At 63.7% G+C, this 18,854-nt stretch carries 17 protein-coding genes; 3 read left to right on the top strand and 14 right to left on the bottom strand.

Features of this window, described 5'->3' with window-relative positions:
- Positions 1-26: 26 nt before the first annotated feature.
- The 7 genes from truD to pyrG are packed head-to-tail and all read right to left on the bottom strand — an operon-like array spanning position 27 to position 6,478.
- Positions 27-1,055, bottom strand: a complete 1,029-nt coding sequence (truD, locus tag IE071_RS04715) for a tRNA pseudouridine(13) synthase TruD (protein ID WP_189439973.1) — start codon at positions 1,053-1,055, stop codon at positions 27-29.
- Positions 1,056-1,101: 46 nt separating this feature from the next.
- A complete protein-coding gene (gene ispF / locus IE071_RS04710) occupies positions 1,102-1,575 on the bottom strand; it encodes a 2-C-methyl-D-erythritol 2,4-cyclodiphosphate synthase (protein ID WP_189440905.1) in 474 nt (157 codons plus the stop codon).
- The gene (gene ispD / locus IE071_RS04705; RefSeq protein ID WP_189439972.1) at positions 1,575-2,270 is read right to left on the bottom strand and encodes a 2-C-methyl-D-erythritol 4-phosphate cytidylyltransferase; all 696 of its coding nucleotides are present in this window, start codon (positions 2,268-2,270) and stop codon (positions 1,575-1,577) included. The genes ispF and ispD overlap by 1 nt, the downstream gene beginning before the upstream one ends.
- Complete coding sequence (ftsB, locus tag IE071_RS04700; RefSeq protein ID WP_189439971.1) at positions 2,267-2,596, bottom strand: cell division protein FtsB; 330 nt, start codon at positions 2,594-2,596, stop codon at positions 2,267-2,269. Before ftsB ends, ispD begins: the two co-directional genes overlap by 4 nt.
- A 19-nt stretch (positions 2,597-2,615) precedes the next feature.
- Complete coding sequence (eno, locus tag IE071_RS04695) at positions 2,616-3,914, bottom strand: phosphopyruvate hydratase (protein ID WP_189439970.1); 1,299 nt, start codon at positions 3,912-3,914, stop codon at positions 2,616-2,618.
- A 60-nt stretch (positions 3,915-3,974) separates the two neighbouring features.
- A complete protein-coding gene (kdsA, locus tag IE071_RS04690; RefSeq protein ID WP_189439969.1) occupies positions 3,975-4,811 on the bottom strand; it encodes a 3-deoxy-8-phosphooctulonate synthase in 837 nt (278 codons plus the stop codon).
- Entirely contained in the window at positions 4,808-6,478 is a 1,671-nt protein-coding gene (gene pyrG / locus IE071_RS04685; protein ID WP_189439968.1) for a CTP synthase, read from the bottom strand. Before pyrG ends, kdsA begins: the two co-directional genes overlap by 4 nt.
- A 145-nt stretch (positions 6,479-6,623) precedes the next feature.
- On the opposite strand from pyrG, the gene IE071_RS04680 reads away from it, so the two are divergent.
- A complete protein-coding gene (locus IE071_RS04680; RefSeq protein ID WP_189439967.1) occupies positions 6,624-8,423 on the top strand; it encodes an aminopeptidase P family protein in 1,800 nt (599 codons plus the stop codon).
- Positions 8,424-8,447: 24 nt separating this feature from the next.
- Here the strand turns inward: IE071_RS04680 and IE071_RS04675 are convergent, their stop codons facing one another.
- From IE071_RS04675 to IE071_RS04645, 7 genes are all read right to left on the bottom strand, one after another.
- Complete coding sequence (locus tag IE071_RS04675) at positions 8,448-11,204, bottom strand: putative bifunctional diguanylate cyclase/phosphodiesterase (protein WP_229792753.1); 2,757 nt, start codon at positions 11,202-11,204, stop codon at positions 8,448-8,450.
- A 67-nt stretch (positions 11,205-11,271) separates the two neighbouring features.
- A complete protein-coding gene (locus tag IE071_RS04670; protein WP_189439966.1) occupies positions 11,272-12,054 on the bottom strand; it encodes an iron-containing redox enzyme family protein in 783 nt (260 codons plus the stop codon).
- Between the two features lie 527 nt (positions 12,055-12,581).
- A complete protein-coding gene (locus tag IE071_RS04665) occupies positions 12,582-13,466 on the bottom strand; it encodes a patatin-like phospholipase family protein (RefSeq protein WP_189439965.1) in 885 nt (294 codons plus the stop codon).
- A gap of 214 nt (positions 13,467-13,680) precedes the next feature.
- On the bottom strand, positions 13,681-14,346 hold the full coding sequence (locus IE071_RS04660; RefSeq protein WP_189439964.1) for an NAD-dependent epimerase/dehydratase family protein: 666 nt from the start codon (positions 14,344-14,346) through the stop codon (positions 13,681-13,683).
- 28 nt (positions 14,347-14,374) lie between these two features.
- The gene (locus IE071_RS04655; protein WP_189439963.1) at positions 14,375-14,896 is read right to left on the bottom strand and encodes a DUF1697 domain-containing protein; all 522 of its coding nucleotides are present in this window, start codon (positions 14,894-14,896) and stop codon (positions 14,375-14,377) included.
- A complete protein-coding gene (locus tag IE071_RS04650; protein ID WP_189439962.1) occupies positions 14,893-15,072 on the bottom strand; it encodes a hypothetical protein in 180 nt (59 codons plus the stop codon). The genes IE071_RS04655 and IE071_RS04650 overlap by 4 nt, the downstream gene beginning before the upstream one ends.
- Positions 15,073-15,099: 27 nt before the next feature.
- Positions 15,100-15,420, bottom strand: a complete 321-nt coding sequence (locus IE071_RS04645; RefSeq protein WP_229792752.1) for a hypothetical protein — start codon at positions 15,418-15,420, stop codon at positions 15,100-15,102.
- A 55-nt stretch (positions 15,421-15,475) separates the two neighbouring features.
- Here IE071_RS04645 and IE071_RS04640 point away from each other — a divergent pair, with 55 nt between their 5' ends.
- Together IE071_RS04640 and IE071_RS04635 are read left to right on the top strand one after the other, a co-directional pair.
- Positions 15,476-16,450 carry an alpha/beta hydrolase gene (locus tag IE071_RS04640; protein ID WP_189439961.1) on the top strand — a complete coding sequence of 325 codons (975 nt, stop codon included), beginning with the start codon at positions 15,476-15,478 and terminating at the stop codon, positions 16,448-16,450.
- 166 nt (positions 16,451-16,616) lie between these two features.
- Positions 16,617-18,845, top strand: coding sequence for a penicillin acylase family protein (locus tag IE071_RS04635; protein WP_189439960.1), 2,229 nt, complete (start codon positions 16,617-16,619; stop codon positions 18,843-18,845).
- Positions 18,846-18,854 lie beyond the last annotated feature (9 nt).

The raw sequence follows: 18,854 nt of genomic DNA, 5'->3' as shown, positions 1-18,854 counted from the left end.
AAAGCCTGGTGTGTCGCGTTATTCGTCTAGCTTTGCGCCAGCTCGCGCACCACGACCGTGGCATAGGCGCCGGCTGGCAGCTCGAACGACAACTCCAGCGCAGCATCGTCCCGCCAATGCCACCTCAGATCCTTCGGCATCAACCGCAATGGGCGGCGCTCCTGATCCATCCGCGCCGACACCAGCCCCGCGACCAGATCGCCATTGGCCGCACCGATTTCGCGCTCCAGCGCACCGGCCTCGCCCTGTGTCGGCGGCTCGCCCTGCCCCCACAACGGGCCGGACGGGTGGATATCGGCACGTGCCAGCCGTTCGGCCAGCACCTCACTGAACGGCTCCGGCCCGAACCACGAGCGTGAGCCGGCCAGCGACCATATCTCACCATCCAGCGGCCTGTCCCAAGCATCACGCTCGACCCGCGCCGCCAGCACGCTGTTGAAGATGTGCGAACGCGCCGCCGACAGCAGGAACGAGCGTTTGTCGCGCTCGACCCGGCGCCCGGCGAACATCGCTCGTGCCTGCGCCACATTGCCGCCCTCACGACCGAAGCGCTGCTCGCCGTAGTAATTCGGCACACCGCGCGCAGCAATCTGCATCAGCACCTGCTCGGCCGCCGCGCGATCGCCTTGCACATCGCGCAACACCAGCACGAAGCGATTGCCACGCAGCGCGCCGCGTTTGAGCTTGCGCGAATGCCGCGTCGCCGCCAGCACCTTCACTTCTGCATGCGGAAACGTCGACCAGTCCGGATCGGGTTTGCCGGCCAGCTGCACCGAGAACGTCTGCCGGGTCACTGCGTGACGATCCTTCATGCCCGCATAGCCGACCGCGACCTGCGACACGCCGGCAAACTTCGCCAGCTCGCGCGCGACCCAGTCGGTATTCGCGCCGCGCTTTTCCACCCACAACAGGGCGTGCTCGCCGGCACCTTCAGCGTCATAGCCGAGGATTTCCTCGACCACGAAGTCTTCCGGCGTACTGCGCATTAGCGCCGTCAGCGGCGGTATGCCGTAGGCCCACGGCAATGGTGCCTGGGCAAGTTCGGATTCGGACATGACACTCCGCCGGTCGCACCGGCCTTCGGATGGGAACAGGCAGCGCTCAGCGCCGTTCAAGCAAAACACAAACCTGCGCCGCGAGACCTTCACCACGACCGCAGAAGCCGAGCTTCTCGGTGGTGGTGGCCTTTACGCTGATGCGGCCGATCTCGCTATGCAGATCGGCCGCAAGATTCTCGCGCATCGCCAGCGCATGCGGGCCGACCTTCGGCGCCTCGCAGATCACGGTGATGTCGGCATTGCCCAGCGCGTAACCGTGCTGCGCCATCAGCGTTGCCGCATGACGCAGGAACTGGCGACTGTCGGCATCGCGCCAGCGTTCGTCCGATGGCGGAAAGTGCTGGCCGATATCGCCCAGCGCCAGTGCGCCGAAGATCGCGTCGCACAGCGCATGGATCACCACATCACCGTCCGAATGCGCGATCACGCCGCGGTGATGCGGCACGCGCACGCCAGCGAGCGTGACATGGTCGCCGTCGCCGAACGCGTGCACGTCGAAACCCTGGCCTATGCGCATCATGCTGTCCTCGCGAGAAGAAACTCGGCCAGCGCAAAATCCGCTGCCGTGGTGACCTTGATATTGTCCTCGGCGCCTTCGACCAGCAGCGGCGCGAAACCGGCCTGCTCCATCGCCATCGCCTCGTCGCTGACATTCACACCACGTCGTGCCGCATCGCGCAGCGCCATCGAAAGTTGAGCACGCCGAAACATTTGTGGCGTGAACGCGCGCCAGCGCTGATCGCGTGGCTCGGTCAGTTCGCTGCGGCCGGCGGCGTCTGCACGCTTCAGCGTGTCGCGCAACGGCGCGCCGAGCAGACCACCATCGACGGCGCCAGCCCGCTCGATCAGCTTGCCGATATCCGCCAGCCGGACACACGGGCGGGCAGCATCATGCACCAGCACGAAATCATTCGCGCCCACCACCTCGGGCAACGCATCGATCCCGGCCAACACCGAATCGCTGCGTTCCGCTCCGCCGACAGCGGTGAGTACCGGCTTGCCATGCAGCATGCCGATACTGGGCCAATGCGTATCTGTCGCCCCCAGCACCACCAGCAAACCGGCAATCTGCGGATGCGCGGCAAGCCGCTCCAGTGTGTGTTCGATCAACGGCCGCCCGGCCAACGGCAAATACTGCTTGGGGCAATCGCCGCCGACGCGCGTGCCGCGCCCGGCTGACGGCACCACGCACCACACCTGTGGCGAATTCATGGCGAGCCGGCGGATGCGGCGGACGGTGGCAGCGTGCTGCCGGCACGAGCCGGCTGCTCGACCACCTGATAGAAGGTCTCGCCCGGCTTGATCAGACCCAGTTCGGTGCGTGCACGCGCCTCGACCGCCTGATCGCCATGCTTGAGATCAAGCACATCGGCGCCGACGGCCTGATTGCGCTGCTGCAACTTGGCGTTGTCGTCGGTTTGCTTCTTCACCGAAACGCGCAGCGCATCCACTTCGCGCATGCCGCCATTGCCGGACCACAGCTTCAGCTGCAGTCCGATCAGGATCAGGATCAGAACCAGGGCGATCCAGCGCAGCATGGGTCGGCGATCTTCCCGCTCAGCCCGGCAAACGGGTCAGATTGGGGAACGCGTTTCGACCGGCATAACGCGCTGCGGCACCGAGCTGCTCCTCGATGCGCAGCAGCTGGTTGTACTTCGCCACACGGTCGCTGCGGCACAGCGAACCGGTCTTGATCTGGGTCGCGGTGGTAGCCACCGCGATATCGGCGATCGTGGTGTCCTCGGTTTCGCCGGAACGATGCGAGATCACCGCCGAATACTTCGCTGCATCCGCCATCGCAATCGCCTCCAGCGTTTCGGACAGCGTGCCGATCTGGTTCACCTTGATCAGGATCGAGTTGGCGATCTTCTTCTCGATGCCTTCGCGGAAGATCACCGGATTGGTCACGAACAGGTCGTCGCCAACCACCTGGATGCGATCGCCGATGGTGTCGGTCAACAGCTTCCAACCAGCCCAGTCGCCTTCGGCCATGCCGTCCTCGATCGTGATGATCGGATACTGCTTCGACCAGCCGGCCAGCAGGTCGACGAATTCGGCCGAGCTGTACTGCTTGCCTTCGCCGGCCAGGTCGTACTTGCCGTTCTTGTAGAACTCCGAGCTGGCTGCGTCGAGGCCGAGCAGGATTTCGCTGCCGATCTTGTAGCCGGTCTTATGGATCGCTTCGAGGATGGTGTCGAGCGCTTCGATGTTGGAGCGCAGGTTGGGCGCAAAGCCGCCTTCATCGCCTACCGCGGTGCTCAGGCCACGGCCTTTGAGCACGCTCTTCAAGGCATGGAAGATCTCGGCGCCGGCGCGCAGCGCTTCGCCAAAGCTTGGCATGCCGACCGGCAACACCATGAATTCCTGCACGTCGATATTGTTGTCGGCATGCTCGCCGCCGTTGATGATGTTCATCATCGGCACCGGCAACGCACCGGGCTTGCCGTTCGACAAATAGCTCCACAGCGGCTCGTCGCGCGACGCAGCCGCCGCATGTGCCGCCGCCATCGAGACACCGAGCAGCGCGTTCGCACCCAGCTTGCTCTTGTTCGGCGTGCCATCCAGTGCAATCAGCTTGGCGTCCAGACCCTTCTGGTCGACCGCGTCGAAACCCTTCAGTGCGTCGGCGATCACACCGTTGACGTTCGCCACCGCGTTCTTCACACCCTTGCCGCCATAACGCGCCTTGTCGCCGTCGCGCAGCTCGACCGCTTCGCGCGATCCGGTGGAGGCACCGCTCGGTACCGCGGCCCGACCAAAGCTGCCGTCGGCCAAGGTGACTTCGGCTTCCAGCGTCGGATTGCCGCGCGAGTCAAGGATTTCACGGGCGTGGATGCGGGTGATCAGAGTGCTCATGCGGTGTCCGTTGCGTTCGTTGTGATGATAATGAAAGAGCGCATCGCTGCGCCCGGTAGATCAGGAAACGGTCTGCTCCAGGAACCCGTGCCGCTTGGTCACGGCATCCAGCTCCATCAGGGTTTCCAGCAACGCTTCCATCTTTCCCAATGGCCATGCGTTCGGGCCATCGGAAAGTGCCTTGCTCGGATCCGGATGCGTCTCGGCAAACAAGCCAGCCACACCGACTGCGATCGCCGCGCGTGCCAGCACCGGCACGAACTCGCGTTGACCGCCCGAGGTGGCGCCCTGGCCACCCGGTAATTGCACCGAATGGGTGGCGTCGAACACCACTGGGCAGTTCGTATCGCGCATCACGCTGAGCGAGCGCATGTCCGAGACGAGATTGTTGTAACCGAAGCTGGCACCGCGCTCGCACACCATGATCTCGTCGTTGCCGACGGCCTTGGCCTTGGCCACCACATGCTTCATATCCCACGGCGCCAGGAACTGGCCCTTCTTGATGTTCACCGGCTTGCCGGCGCGTGCCACCTTCTGGATGAAGTCGGTCTGCCGGCACAGGAACGCCGGCGTCTGCAGCACGTCGACCACCGACGCCACTTCATCCATCGGGGTGTATTCGTGCACGTCGGTGAGCAGCGGCACGCCGAGCTGGCGCTTTACTTCGGCGAGGATGCGCAAGCCTTCCTCCATGCCCGGTCCGCGAAAGCTGTCGCCGGAGGAGCGGTTCGCCTTGTCGAAGCTGGACTTGAAGATGAAGTTCACGCCGAGCCGGCCGGTGATTTCCTTCAGCGTGCCGGCGGTGTCGATCTGCAACTGTTCGGACTCGACCACACAGGGGCCGGCAATCAGAAACAGTGGCTGGTCCAGCCCGATCTCGAATCCGCAAAGCTTCATGCCACCGACTCCTGTGCCAGCCGTACACCATCGCGCACGGCCTTGTATTCACGCGCCGCACGAATGAAGCCGCTGAACAACGGGTGGCCGTCGCGCGGTGTCGAGGTGAACTCCGGGTGTGCCTGACAGGCGAGGAACCACGGATGCTGTTGCTGCGGCAACTCGATCATTTCCACCAGCAGGTCGTCCATCGACTTGCCGGAAATCACCAGGCCCAGATCCTCGAACGACTGGCGGTAACGGTTGTTGAATTCGTAACGATGACGGTGACGCTCGCGCACCACATCCTGTCCGTACAGCTCGCGCGCCAGCGTGCCAGTCTTCAAGCGGCATTCCTGCGCACCGAGGCGCATGGTGCCGCCCATGTCGGAACGATCGCTGCGCTGTTCAACCTCACCAGTGGCCGTGGTCCATTCGGTGATCAGGCCGATCACCGGGTCCGGCGTATTGCGGTCGTTCTCGCTGGAGTCGGCACCGGCCAGACCGGCGATATGACGGGCAAAGTCGATCACCGCCGCATGCATGCCGTAGCAGATGCCGAAATACGGCACGCCATGCTCGCGTGCATATTTGGCCGCCAGGATCTTGCCCTCGAAGCCGCGCTTGCCAAAACCACCCGGCACCAGGATCGCGTCGACATGGCCCAGCGCATTGGCCGCGCCATCGGCTTCGACCTGCTCGGAATCGATCCAGTTGAGGTTGACCCGCGCCTGCTGCTTGATGCCACCGTGACGCAGCGCCTCGGCCAGCGACTTGTAGGCATCCTTGTGCTCGACGTATTTGCCGACGATGGCCACGTTGACCTCGTCCTTCGGATGTTCCATCGCCTCGACCGTGCGTACCCAGCTGGACAAGTCGGCCGGACCGGCATCGAGGCCGAGGCGCTTGACCACGATCTCGTCCAGCCCCTGCTGATGCAGCCACAACGGCTGCTTGTAGATGATGTCGACGTCGACGGCACTGATCACCGCCTGCTCGGGCACATTGGTGAACAACGCGATCTTGCGGCGCTCGCCCTCGGGCAATGCCTGCTCGCAGCGGCACAGCAGGATGTCCGGCTGGATACCGATCGAGCGCAGTTCCTTCACCGAGTGCTGGGTCGGCTTGGTCTTCAGTTCGCCGGCGGCCTTGATGAACGGCACCAAGGTCAGGTGCATGAACACCACCTTCTCGGGGCCATGCTCGATGCGCAGCTGGCGGATCGCCTCCAGGAACGGCAACGACTCGATATCGCCGACCGTGCCGCCGATCTCCACCAGCGCCACGTCGAAACCGCGGGTGGCCTCGTGGATGCAGTGCTTGATCTCGTCGGTGATGTGTGGAATCACCTGCACGGTGGCGCCCAGGTAATCGCCGCGGCGTTCCTTGCGGATCACGCTCTCGTAGATCTTGCCGGTGGTGATCGAGTTCTTGCCGGTGAGGCGGGTATGCACGAAGCGCTCGTAGTGACCGAGGTCGAGGTCGGTTTCCGCGCCGTCGTCGGTCACGTAGACCTCGCCGTGCTGGAACGGACTCATCGTGCCCGGATCCACATTGATATAGGGATCGAGCTTCATCATGGTGACCGAGAGTCCGCGCGCTTCGAGGATGGAAGCGAGCGACGCCGCAGCAATGCCCTTGCCAAGCGAGGACACCACACCGCCGGTGACGAAAATCAGGGGGGTCATGGAAAGTAGCCGTGCTGGAAATTAGGCATTTTAGCCGCAGAAGCGTCCCGCTGCGAGATGGCAACGGAGAATTCTCTGTTTTGGTTCATTTCCGGTGCCGCCGCGACGGATGAAACGACCGCGGGCCGCCTGCTAGCATGCTTGGATGAACAACCCCATCCCCGCCCGTCTTGCCGCCCTGCGCGCAGCCATGCAGCAGCATGGTGTCGCCGCCGTACTGATTCCCAGCGCCGATCCGCACCTGTCCGAATACCTGCCCGAGCATTGGCAGGCACGGGCGTGGCTGTCCGGCTTCACCGGCTCGGCCGGCACCCTGATCGTCAGCCGCGAGCACGCCGGGCTATGGACCGACTCGCGCTACTTCTCGCAGGCGGAACAGCAGCTGGCCGGCAGCGGCGTCACCTTGATGAAGCTGCGCGTGCCGCACATGCCCGAGCATCTGGAATGGCTGCAACAGCATATGCATGAGGGCGACGTGCTGGCTGTCACTGGCGACAGTCTGGCGCTGACCACCCAGCGACAGATCGAGCGCCGGTTGGCCGAGCATGGCGCCACCCTGCGCACCGATCTGGACCTGCCCGGTGAGATCTGGCCGGATCGTCCCGCGCTGCCGCTGGCGCCAGTGGTCGCTCACGACCCGGCCTATGCCACCACACCGCGCGCCGACAAGTTCGCTCGTCTGCGCAAGGCGATGCACAAGCTCGGTGCCACCCATCATCTGCTGTCCAGCCTCGACGACATCGCCTGGCTGACCAACCTGCGTGGCAGCGACGTCGAGTGCAATCCGGTCTTCCTCGCCCATCTGCTGGTGCAGGCCGACAGCCGCGCCACCTTGTCCGTCAACCGCGCCAAGCTCAGCGATGCACTGGTCGCCGCGCTGGCCGCCGATGGCATCGGCATCGCCGACTACGCCTCGATTACCTCGACCTTGCACGAACTCGGCGCCACCGACCGTCTGCTGCTGGACAGCGGACGGGTGGTCAGCTCCATCGCCGCAGCGATCGCGCCGGCGGTCCAGCGGATCGAGGCGGCCAACCCGAGCACCGCGTTCAAGGCGATCAAGAGCGCTGCCGAGCTGGACCATATCCGCGAGGTGATGCGTCGCGACGGCGCCGCCCTGGTGCGTGGCTTCCGTCGATTGGAACAACGGCTCGCCGCCGGCATGACGATGACCGAGCTGGACGTCGATACCTTGCTGTACGAGGAACGCTCGACCCAGCCCGGCTACGTCGGCGAGAGCTTCGCCACCATCGCCGGCTACCAGGCCAACGGCGCGCTGCCGCATTACCGCGCCACACCGGAATCGCACAGCACACTCCAAACCAAAGGCTTGCTGCTGATCGATTCGGGCGGCCAGTATCTCGGCGGCACCACCGACATCACCCGCGTGCTGGCGCTGGGCGAAACCACGCCGGAGCAACGTCGCGATGCGACGCTGGTAATGAAGGGCATGATCGCGTTGTCCCGCGCACGCTTTCCGAAAGGTGCCAGCGGCCCGCAACTGGATGCACTGGCGCGTGCGCCGCTGTGGGCTTCGGGCATGGATTACGGCCATGGCACCGGCCACGGCGTGGGCTACTTCCTCAACGTGCACGAAGGCCCGCAGTCGATCCGCCCACCGGTCGCCGGCGGCGCGCTGGTAGCACTCGAACCGGGCATGATCAGCTCGATCGAGCCGGGCCTGTACAAGCCCGGTCGGCATGGCATCCGCCACGAGAACCTGGCGGTGGTGGTTGAGGCCGAGCAGACCGAATTCGGCGAATTCCATGCCTTCGAGACGCTGACGCTGTGTCCGTTCGACCGCCGCGCGCTGGAGCCGAGCCTGCTCAATCCGGAAGAACGCGCCTGGCTCGACGACTATCACGCCAGCGTGCGCGCCGCGCTCAGCCCGCTGCTGGATGACGCCGATCTGGAATGGTTGAACCGCCACTGCGCGCCGCTCTGAGCGAGCGCTTGCGCAGCGAAAACCTCAGGTGCGCCTGGGCGGTACCAGCCTGAGCCTGGCTGGAACCAGCGGCTGGTTCGGGCACAACAGATGCTGGATCTCGTTGGCCTGCAACGGATACGAATACAGATAGCCCTGCCCTTCGACGCAACCGGCACGCAGCAGGAAATCGTGCTGCGCCTCGGTTTCGATGCCCTCGGCAATCGTGGTCAGGCCGAGGCTCTTCGACATCGCCAGCATCGCCTCGGTGATGGCTGCATCGTTCGTATTGCCAGGCAGACCAGTGACGAAGGAGCGATCAATCTTCAGATAGGCCACCGCCGGCAGCTTGAGGTAGGACATCGAGGAATAGCCGGTGCCGAAATCGTCGATCGCCACCTCGATACCGAGCGTGTGCAGGGTACGCATGGTGCGCTCGGTGTCGTCGCCAAGCCGCAGCATCGCGCTTTCGGTGATCTCCAGCAGCAGTCGCTGCGCGGACAATTGCCGGGACTGCAAGGCCCGGCTTACGCCGTCGACGAAAGCCGGGTGACCGAACCAACGTGCCGACACGTTGACCGCCACGCGGATCGGCGGCACGCCAGCCAGGTCCCACGCCTGGATTTGCGCGCAAGTCGCCTGCATCACCCATTCGTCGATACGACGGATCAGGCCCAGACTTTCCGCCACCGGGATGAATTCCCCCGGCAACACCTCGCCACGCTCGGGATGCTGCCAGCGCAACAGCGCCTCCACCGCCACGATGCGCCCTGAACGCAGCTCGATACTGGGCTGGAACACCAGCTGGAATTCGTTGCGCGCCAGCGCCTGGCGCAACTCGGTCGCCAGTTGCAGGCGACGACGGGTGTCGGCGTGCATCATCGGCGTGTAGAAACGGAACGTATTGCGTTCCTCGGTTTTCGCCGCATACATGGCCGCATCGGCATTCGCGATCAGCGCCGCCGCATTGTCGCCATCCAGCGGATAACCAGCCACGCCGATACTGGCGCTCAGCACAATTTCGTAGTCGTCCACCAGCACCGGCTCGGACAGCGTGACCAGCAGTCGATTGATGATCGCTCTGGCGTCCTCGCGCAAGCCCAGCCGCGGGATCAATACGGTGAACTCGTCGCCGCCGATACGCCCGGCCACGTCGCCGTCGGACAACTGCCGACGAATACGTTCGCCCACCTTGACCAGCAGACGGTCGCCGATCGCATGACTGTAGCTGTCGTTGACGATCTTGAAGGCATCCAGATCGATGAACAACACCACCGCCGCCAGCCGTTCGCGCTCGGCCACCGCAATCGCTTCACTGCAGCACCGCTCGAACTCCGCCCGGTTGGCCAGTCCAGTCAGCGGATCGTGCCGCGCCAGATGCTCTAGCCGCCGCTGGCTGGCCTTCGCTTCATGGACGTCGGTGAGCACCGCGACGTAATGGACCACCTGGTTGTCCGCATTGCGTATCGTGCTGATGCTCAGGTGTTCGGGATAGCTGCTGCCGTCATTGCGAGTGGTCTGCACTTCGCCAAGCCAGTTGTGGCCGGCGGCCACGTTGTCCCAGATCGACTGCGGCAGTGGCTTGCCGCCAGGCAAGCGGCGGTTGTCGTCAAGGCGCTTGCCCTGCAGCGCCTTGCTGGTGAAACCAGTGAGCTGGACCTGCGCGGCATTGGTCGAGATCACCCGGCGCTCAGCATCGGCGATGATCACACCTTCGGCGATGCTGGCCAGCGCTTCGGCCGCCACGCGACGCTCCTGCTCCATCGCCACCCGTTCGGAAATGTCGCGAATGATTGCCTGGCGCACCGGCTGATTGCCCCAGTGGGCAAGACTGCTCTGCGTCTCGATCGGTCGTTTGCTGCCGTCCGCACCGAGCAAGGCGTTGCTCGCCGCCCGTCCGGCTTGCTGCCCTGAGAGCGGCTGCGTGAACAGATGCACGAAACGGTCGCCGATCAGTTCATCCGCATCGCGCCCTGTCCACACCGAGGCGGTGTGGTTGACGTCCAGAATCCGTCCGCTGGCTTCATCGACCATCACGATCGCATCGGCGGCACTGTCGAACAGCAGGCGATAACGTTCCTCGCTACCGCGAACGCTGACCAGGATGCGGCGCGCCATACTCAACCACATCAGCATCGCAATGCATGCAATGCCGAAAACGCTGCCGAACAATATCCTGCCGATCCAGGCGGCACCGCGCGCAATCTCCAGCGAAAAGATGTTGGTGCGCGGCTCGATGTAACGGCTGAGTGTGTGAATTCGATTGCGCTGCTGGACGATTCCCGCGTCCGAAAGCCCGTTGCCCGCATGGGCATCCTGCAGCTCGCGCGCAATGTCGCCAAGCTGGGCGATCGAGTCGTCGGTCGAGTACCACGCCTGCAATGCCCCGCTCATGTGCGGGGCGGAGGAAAAGTGATCGAGTATGAAGATCATCCCCGGGATGGCTTCAGGTATGACGCCGCCGCGATCGAATGCCTGCCTCACCTTCACCTGGTCGAAGCTGCCGGACGCTATGGCATCCCGCGCCCAGCGATCAGTTTCGAGTATCGCGTAGTTCCGTCGGAAGTCGGCGAGGTCTGCAGCGTTGCCGCCAGTCGCATAGGCTTCAAGATCAATCACCGACTGCTTCTGTGCCTTGGACCAGAGACTCTCGCCGTTCAGGAAACCAGCGAGAGTGATCTGAACCTGCAGTGCTCCCCAGGTCAGAGCGAGAATCAGCCCCACCATGACGACCAGCGCATATGCCAACGGCATCAGGCGTCGGGACAACGGCCGTTGCAAGGTGGTCCTGGCGATACCCATCGTCCCTCTCATGACCTATACGTCATGGACCTATCGTCGCATTTTGCCGCAGCCGTGTCCCGTTCCTTCAGGCAGCGGCTTCGCTTATCACCTCAAACTCGTGCTGCGTTTCAATGCAGCGATCCATGCTGATGCGCATGCTTACATAGCTTCGCTTGATGCAATCCCCGACATGCGCCACCTCTTCGGCAGATGGCGCTGTCCCCATCAAGGTGCAGACGATCTCCAAGGCTTCCCACGGATGGGTGTCGTCATACGCGGCATGCAGTTGCAACCATCGCAAGCTGCCCACCCTGACCTGTGACGGGAAACTGTCGGCATAGGTTTTACTCTCAAAAACCTTTTGCGACCACTCGCCAGTGGCGCCCTCGACGGCATAGTTGGTGGCGGCGATGCTGGCGGCAAGTGAGCCATTGGTGCAGATCTCCTCACACCAGCTGGCCAGTGTTCCCGTGCCATGCGGAGCCCGACCGTGCAGCACCGCGTCACGCTCCACACCTGCGCCTTCGGCCCAGTTGAGCCAATATTCGGCATGATTCTGTTCGACGCGGATATTTCGTACCAACCAGCGTCGCGCGAGATTGTCGCCGGGACTGCGACCAAAACGGGTCTTGAGCAGGCTCAACGCCATGTAGGCCGGGAAGCGCTCGATGACCGGCCAGATGCCCATCATGAAATTGGCCGTGGACACCGGATCAAGGCTGGCTGCCCGCATCAGGTCCCACATCTCATGGTTCACGACGCCCTGTTTGGCGCTTTCGCAATCAGCCACCATGTCCTGAGCCCATTGTGGATAGCTGGTCAGTTCAGTCAGCGGGCCGCTACGTTCGAAACGGTTGTGGTTGTTCATCAGGATTTTCCTCAGAGTTGGGCGGTTCGGTTGGTTACTGCTTCGCTTCGCCGGTACAGAAAACACCTGCTACCGGTCGTACCCGACATCGCGATGCGATGCCGAAATCCCTGGATTCGTGGCTGTTGAGGTGGTCCGTGGTGGCAGCTGCGCTTTGCCTGGTCCGCAGCGCTCTCCCACTCCTTGTCACGCAATGGATGGCCAAACAGCTCACGCCCTGTCGACGCAGGGTAACCCCTGCCACGTGGGTCAAAAGGACGGGTGTACCACTTTTTCGCGGCACGGGCAGCCCGCAACGCGCACCCTGCTCCCTGTCCGCACTCGCTCCTGAAAGTGCCTCATGTCTGCCAGCTGCGATGCAGCAGCTGATGGTCACCTGCACCTGATCATCCGCAACACGGATGGGGTTCCCAAAGCCACCGTCGGCAGGCACCGGTACCTGATCACATCGAACGGCTGCTGCAGGGACATCCGATGTCTCTGTAGCTCTGCCGACACGCACACTCGCCAGCGTGCGATCGATCTGGTCAGTCGTGATGCTCGCGCAATTGCGCCGGCGTACCCGCGCGATCGAGCCCGCCCTGTTCGAGCCAGCGACGGGTACCCGCTTTCGCGCGGGCGATCAGTGCCGCCGCCGCGGAGTAGTCGTAGGGCGATATGTCGAGCGGGCACAGGCTGGGCACGATGCGCAGCTCGACCGCACCTTGCGCAAGACGATCGGCATCCTGCACCAGCTGGCGAGCTACCAGCAGACTGAGTGCGTGCATTGCTCGCGCAATCGCACCTGTCGGCGCCTTGTCGAGTGCGCAGGCAAACCCGGTGGGCAGCACGATGACCCGCGTGGCGCCGAGGCCGATCGCCACCGAGATCGGCGTGTTGTTGGCCACACCACCGTCAATCAGCAAGCGTCCGCCGATCTGCACTGGCGGATACACGCCGGGAATGGCCGCACTGGCCAGCACCGCGTCGACCACCGAACCGGCCGACAACAGCACCTCCTGCCCGGTCAGCATGTCCGAAGCGACCAGGTGAATCGGCACGGCGGCATCTTCAATCCGTCGGTAGTGCAGATACCGTTCGAGCAGGCGCCGCAAGCCATCGGAATCCACCAGATGGTCGCGATGACGCAACAAGCGCACCACGCTGCCCAGATTGAACGGAAACACATCACGCCGTTTCAGCACACACCAGATGCGCTCCAGCTCGCGGGCACCGGCAGGTGTCGGATCGCCGGCAAAGTAGGCTGTGTTGATCGCACCCGCGGATGCGCCCACCATGAAGGCCGGTGTCTCGCCCCAGTCGAGCAAGGCCTGCAACATGCCCACCTCGACCGCGCCCAGGCTGCCACCACCAGCCATGACAAAGGCGGTACGCCGCGCACCCGCATCAATGAGCGAAGTTGCTTGAACCATGTCAGCTACCTGGATAACCCGGCACCGCCTCTCACGCAGCCATTTGATGTAGATGAAGCACCGCGGTTCCTCACAGCACGTACGCGGCGCCACGACACGCGCCGATCATCCTCCACAGTACGACAGCAACCCAAGCCATTGGCTCAAGCAGATGTTTTACGGCGGCTTCAAGACGTTCGTCGTGCTGCAGCAGGAGCGGTGCTGGGTCGATGGATCATCGGCCCAGCGCGCTGATATCCGCCGCTTCGAGCACCGCCTTCGGCGCACCGTGCCTCGCGACCGCTAGCATCGCGCGGCCGACGATCTCGGTGCTCAGCACGGTATTCGGCATCAACGCGCGCAACACCGGCAGTAACGGCCGGGTCAGCGTGTAGAACCAGCGATACGAACCGGTCTTCGAACGGATGCCGTGCAGTGGCTGGATGATGCCGGGGCGGAACACGTACACCGCCTTGAACGGCAATCGCTGCAGAGCGTTCTCCAGCCGTCCGCGCGCGCGCGCCCACATGGTCTTGCTGGTTTCGCTGCTGTCCGCGCCGGCACCGGAAACATAGACAAAGGTCATCGGCGGATTCAACCGCGCCAGCACCTGTGCCGCCGCCAAGGTGAGGTCATGCGTGAGTCGCGTGTACTGCGCCTCGTCCATGCCGGACGAGGTCACGCCAATGCAGAAGAAGCAGGCATCAAAGTTTTCCAGTTCGGCTTCGACGCCGGCGTAATCGAACAGGTCCCGATGCACCAACTCCATCAGCTTCGGATGCTGCTGGCCGGTCGCAGTGCGTCCGACCGTCTGCACCAAGGTCACGTCATCAGCGAGCAGGCATTCGCGCAACGCGCCCTGACCGACCATGCCGGTGGCACCAAAAATCAGGATCTTCATGGACTCGTTTCCTGGCTGATATGCGGAATCATGCCTTGCCGCGACCGGCAGCCATATCGGCCAGCCTGGCAATCGTGTTCATGTTGCGCGCCGTACCCGATTTCGCAACCGGAATCTTCAGGCGCGAGTCGGCCATGCCATCGCCGTAATGCACGTAGATTTCGCGTCGCCCCAGCGCAAGCTGCTCGCCCTTCGCACCGGTGACATCGTGCAAGGCCGTCGCCGGTGGAGGCGCGTCCAGGAAAATAGCCACCGTGCGATTGCCCGCCGCTTCGGCAAAAGGATTGGCCGACAGCACCGCCGCCATTTCAGCCGCGCTGCGCACCATCACACCGACCGGTTTCCCCGCGTAATCCCGCAGCCGCTGCTCAAGCGCCCGCTTCACCGCCTTTTCGGCCAGCTTGCTGGTGAACACGACGTTGCCACTGGCGATATACGTGCGCACGTCTTCAAAGCCGGCCGCCTCGCACATGGCCTTGAGTTCGCTCATCGGCAACTTGCCGGTACCACCCACGTTGACGGCACGCAACAGCGCGACATAGCTGGTCATGGCGTGGCCGTTACGTATATATGGGCGCCATCACTGGCATCGGCATTCAGGTCCAACGACCGACCTGTTGCCGCACGTGGTGTCACGAAAAAATGCTTCACCTCATATTGCTTGGGAACCGTCTGCGCCGGCGTGCTGCCAGCGAACACCAAAGCGGCCATCCATATCGCAATCATTATGTCCTCCATCTTTTGCACAGAACATCAGCGAAAAAGCTGCAGCAATGCCCAGCTCACCAGCAGCGCGAAATAACCGAAGAACCGCCAGAAACCCGCACCGAGCAACGGCTCGTTGGTCAGTTCGGAGGAAGGGCTGAAGCGATCCACAAAGAAATCGGGAAAGATCAGCAAGGTCGCCGCGAGCAACGGCAGGAACAGCACGTAGTCGGCACCACTGCCCGCGCGCCCGATACTGGAAGACGCCGCGACATCCAGCGCAGGAGCCCAGCGCTGCAGGTGGCACACCATCCATAGCCAGGCCAGCACCACCACGCCGCCGATCATGCGATGAATCATCGTTCCCATGTCCCCCGACTCCTGTCGTCGCTGTCCCGCTGTCATCCGGTCGGGACATCAAGCGTTGAAGCACATCAACGCTGCAATGGCGGATAGCCGGCATCAAATATCCCGAACGGAGTTTCCCATGCAAGCATCGACTGCAGCAAAGTGCGTCGCCACCCTTCTGCTCGGCATGCTACTGGTAACGCCCGGCCATGCGATCGGCCAGTCCCTGCGCGAGGGGCCCGCCCAGCGTCGCATCGCCGCCGCAAGTCACGCCATGCCGTTGCCGGCCGACATGCGGGTCGAACGCGACATCGCCTATGGACCCGATCCAGCGCAACGTCTGGACGTCTATCTGCCGCCGCATGCCGAGCATGCTCCGGTCATCTTCATGGTTCATGGTGGCGCCTGGATGTTTGGCGACAAGGATTCGAGCGGCGTGGTCAGCAACAAGGTGGCGCACTGGCTGCCCGCGGGCTACATCGTGATGTCGACCAACTATCGCCTGTCGCCATCGGCCAACCCTGTCGAGCAGGCCGACGATGTCGCCAGGGCACTGGCCTTTGCCCAGAGCCATGCCAATCGCTGGGGGGCGGACCCGGCCCGGTTCGTACTCATCGGACATTCCGCCGGCGCCCATCTGGTATCGCTGCTGAGCGCCGACCCAGCCATCGCGACGCACCAGGGTGCCCGACCTTGGCTCGGCACAGTGTCATTGGACAGCGCGGCGTACAACGTCGTCCTGCTCATGCAGTCGCATCACCTTGGTCTTTACGATCGCGTGTTCCATGCCGATCAGGATCTCTGGCGCGAAGCCTCGCCCACCCTGCGCGTGAGCCGCGCATCGATACCGATGTTGCTGGTTTGTTCGAGTCGACGCAGCAACTCCTGTCCCCAGGCCGACGCGTTTGCCGCCAAAGCCATCGCGCTGGGCAGCCGCGCCACGGTCCTGCCGGTCGACAAGACGCATATGGAAATCAACCAGCAACTCGGCACGCCCGGCAGCTATACCGATGCGGTCGATTCGTTCTTGCATACGATTGGATTGAAATAGTTGCGCCGTGCTGGATCTGGAAACGCCGATGCGACAGACCAGACGCTGCCCCTGCTAGTGTTGCCAGATTCGCGTGGTGCCCGATGGACAATTCGTGGCGCCCGTGGCTCGTTGCTCAACGCCCCGGCAAAGTGGCGGTAGCAACCGCATCTGAAAGGGGGCACCGATGCTGGCACACACCACGAAAAATCTGTTCCGTCTGACCCATGCCTGCGGTGTGGCGCGTCTGCTGACCGCGGCGACGCTGCTCGCGTTGTGCCTGATCGCCACTGTTCAGGCGCGCACGTCGGACGAAGCGCGCTGGCAGCACGAGGCACAGGCCGTCACGATCACCCGCGACGATTGGGGCATCGCGCACGTGCACGGCAAGACCGATGCCGACGCGGTGTTCGGCATGGCCTATGCGCAGGCTGAGGACGACTTCAACCGGGTCGAGACCAACTACCTCAATGCGATGGGTCGGCTCGCCGAGGCCGAGGGTGAATCCGCGATCTGGCAGGACCTGCGGATGAAACTGTTCATCGACCCGGTCGTGTTGAAGGCGCTCTACGCGAAGAGCCCGAGCTGGCTGCAGGCGCTGATGAACAGCTGGGCCGATGGGCTCAACTATTACCTCGCCACGCATCCGGACGTGCATCCGCGCGTCATCACGCATTTCGAACCGTGGATGGCGCTGAGCTTCAGCGAAGGCAGTATCGGCGGTGATATCGAAGACGTGTCGCTGGACCGGCTCGAAGCCTTCTACGGACATAACCCTCTGGCGCTGGCACGGGTCGCACCGCCGTCGAGCTGGCAGGAACCGACCGGATCGAACGGCATCGCGATCGCGCCCAAGCTCAGCGCCGACGGTCATGCGCTGCTGCTGATCAATCCGCACACCTCGTTCTTCTTCCGCTCGGAATTGCAGATGACCAGCGACGCCGGGCTGGATGTCTATGGCGCGGTCACCTGGGGCCAGTTCTTCATCTACCAGGGCTTCAACCACCACATCGGCTGGATGCACACGTCGACCGGCCTCGACGCGGTCGACGAGTTCGCCGAGACGATCGTGCACCAGGACGGCAAGCTGTTCTATCGCTACGGCCAGGCACTGCGCCCGGTCACCACGCGCACCGTCAACGTGCCCTATCGCGCGAAGGACGGCTCGATGGCCGAGCGCAGCTTCACCACCTACGCCACGCATCACGGTCCGATCGTGCGTGCGCTGGATGGCAAGTGGATCGCCACCGCGCTGATGAACAAGCCGATGGAAGCGCTCGAACAGAGCTGGCTGCGCACCAAGGCCAGCGATTACGCCAGCTACATGAAGGTCGCCGAGTTGAAAGCGAACTCGTCGAACAACACGATCTTCGCCGACGACAAGGGCGAGATCGCCTATCTGCATCCGCAGTTCATCCCCAAGCGCGACGACCGCTTCGACTATACGAAGCCGGTCGACGGCAGCGATCCGGCCACCGACTGGCAGGGCCTGCTGCCGCTCGACGCCGCGCCACACCTGCTCAATCCGCCGAACGGCTGGATCTTCAACACCAATGACTGGCCGTATTCCGCTGCCGGCCCCGACAGCCCGAAGCGCACGGATTACCCGCGCTACATGGACCGCGCTGGCGAGAATCCGCGCGGACTGCACGCCACCCGCGTGTTGACCGGCCAGCAAGACTTCACGCTGCCGTCGCTGATCACCGCCGCGTTCGATTCCTACCTGCCGGCTTTTGCACGACAGATTCCGATCCTCGTGGCCGACTACGACGCGCTGCCGGCCAACGATCCGCTCAAAACCAAACTCGCCGGCCAGATCGCGTTGCTGCGCCACTGGGACTATCGCTGGGGCATCGCCTCGATGCCGACCTCGCTCGCGGTGTTCTGGGGCGACATCCTGTGGGACAAGGTCAACAAGGCCGATACCGCCGAAGGCCTGTCGATCTATGACGTCATGGCCGAGAAAGCCGGTGCGAAGGCGCGCTTGGCTGCGCTGGTCGAGGCGTCCGACCGGCTGGAAAAGGATTTCGGCAGCTGGGGCGTGCCGTGGGGCGAGATCAATCGTTACCAGCGCATCAACGGTGACCTGGTGCAGCCGTTCGACGATGCCAAGCCCAGCATCCCGGTGCCGTTCACCTCGTCACGCTGGGGCTCGCTCGCCTCATTCGGCGCGCATCGCTGGCCGGGCACGAAGCGCTACTACGGCACCAGCGGCAACAGCTTCGTAGCGGTCGTCGAATTCGGCCCCAAGGTCCGCGCCCGCGCGATCACCGCCGGCGGCGAGAGCGGCCACCCGGATTCAAAACATTTCAACGACGAGGCCGAACGCTATACCACGGGCAACCTGCGCACGGTCTACTTCTGGCCCGAGCAGCTCAAGGGACATACCGAGCGGGTCTATCGCCCGGGAGAGTAAGGCTGCATG

The organism is Rhodanobacter panaciterrae (assembly GCF_014651895.1).
Classification (GTDB): domain Bacteria; phylum Pseudomonadota; class Gammaproteobacteria; order Xanthomonadales; family Rhodanobacteraceae; genus Rhodanobacter; species Rhodanobacter panaciterrae.
This window is presented reverse-complemented; position numbering and strand designations above follow the sequence as displayed.

Excerpts from the sequence above, each read along its gene's own strand:
- IE071_RS04655 (WP_189439963.1), bottom strand. The coding sequence starts at position 14,896 with ATGACCAGCTATGTCGCGCTGTTGCGTGCCGTCAACGTGGGTGGTACC.
- pyrG (WP_189439968.1), bottom strand. The coding sequence starts at position 6,478 with ATGACCCCCCTGATTTTCGTCACCGGCGGTGTGGTGTCCTCGCTTGGC.
- kdsA (WP_189439969.1), bottom strand. The coding sequence starts at position 4,811 with ATGAAGCTTTGCGGATTCGAGATCGGGCTGGACCAGCCACTGTTTCTG.
- IE071_RS04680 (WP_189439967.1), top strand. The coding sequence starts at position 6,624 with ATGAACAACCCCATCCCCGCCCGTCTTGCCGCCCTGCGCGCAGCCATG.
- IE071_RS04635 (WP_189439960.1), top strand. The coding sequence starts at position 16,617 with ATGCTGGCACACACCACGAAAAATCTGTTCCGTCTGACCCATGCCTGC.
- eno (WP_189439970.1), bottom strand. The coding sequence starts at position 3,914 with ATGAGCACTCTGATCACCCGCATCCACGCCCGTGAAATCCTTGACTCG.
- IE071_RS04645 (WP_229792752.1), bottom strand. The coding sequence starts at position 15,420 with ATGGGAACGATGATTCATCGCATGATCGGCGGCGTGGTGGTGCTGGCC.
- ftsB (WP_189439971.1), bottom strand. The coding sequence starts at position 2,596 with ATGCTGCGCTGGATCGCCCTGGTTCTGATCCTGATCCTGATCGGACTG.
- ispF (WP_189440905.1), bottom strand. The coding sequence starts at position 1,575 with ATGCGCATAGGCCAGGGTTTCGACGTGCACGCGTTCGGCGACGGCGAC.
- IE071_RS04675 (WP_229792753.1), bottom strand. The coding sequence starts at position 11,204 with ATGGGTATCGCCAGGACCACCTTGCAACGGCCGTTGTCCCGACGCCTG.
- truD (WP_189439973.1), bottom strand. The coding sequence starts at position 1,055 with ATGTCCGAATCCGAACTTGCCCAGGCACCATTGCCGTGGGCCTACGGC.
- ispD (WP_189439972.1), bottom strand. The coding sequence starts at position 2,270 with ATGAATTCGCCACAGGTGTGGTGCGTGGTGCCGTCAGCCGGGCGCGGC.
- IE071_RS04650 (WP_189439962.1), bottom strand. The coding sequence starts at position 15,072 with ATGATTGCGATATGGATGGCCGCTTTGGTGTTCGCTGGCAGCACGCCG.
- IE071_RS04670 (WP_189439966.1), bottom strand. The coding sequence starts at position 12,054 with ATGAACAACCACAACCGTTTCGAACGTAGCGGCCCGCTGACTGAACTG.
- IE071_RS04660 (WP_189439964.1), bottom strand. The coding sequence starts at position 14,346 with ATGAAGATCCTGATTTTTGGTGCCACCGGCATGGTCGGTCAGGGCGCG.
- IE071_RS04665 (WP_189439965.1), bottom strand. The coding sequence starts at position 13,466 with ATGGTTCAAGCAACTTCGCTCATTGATGCGGGTGCGCGGCGTACCGCC.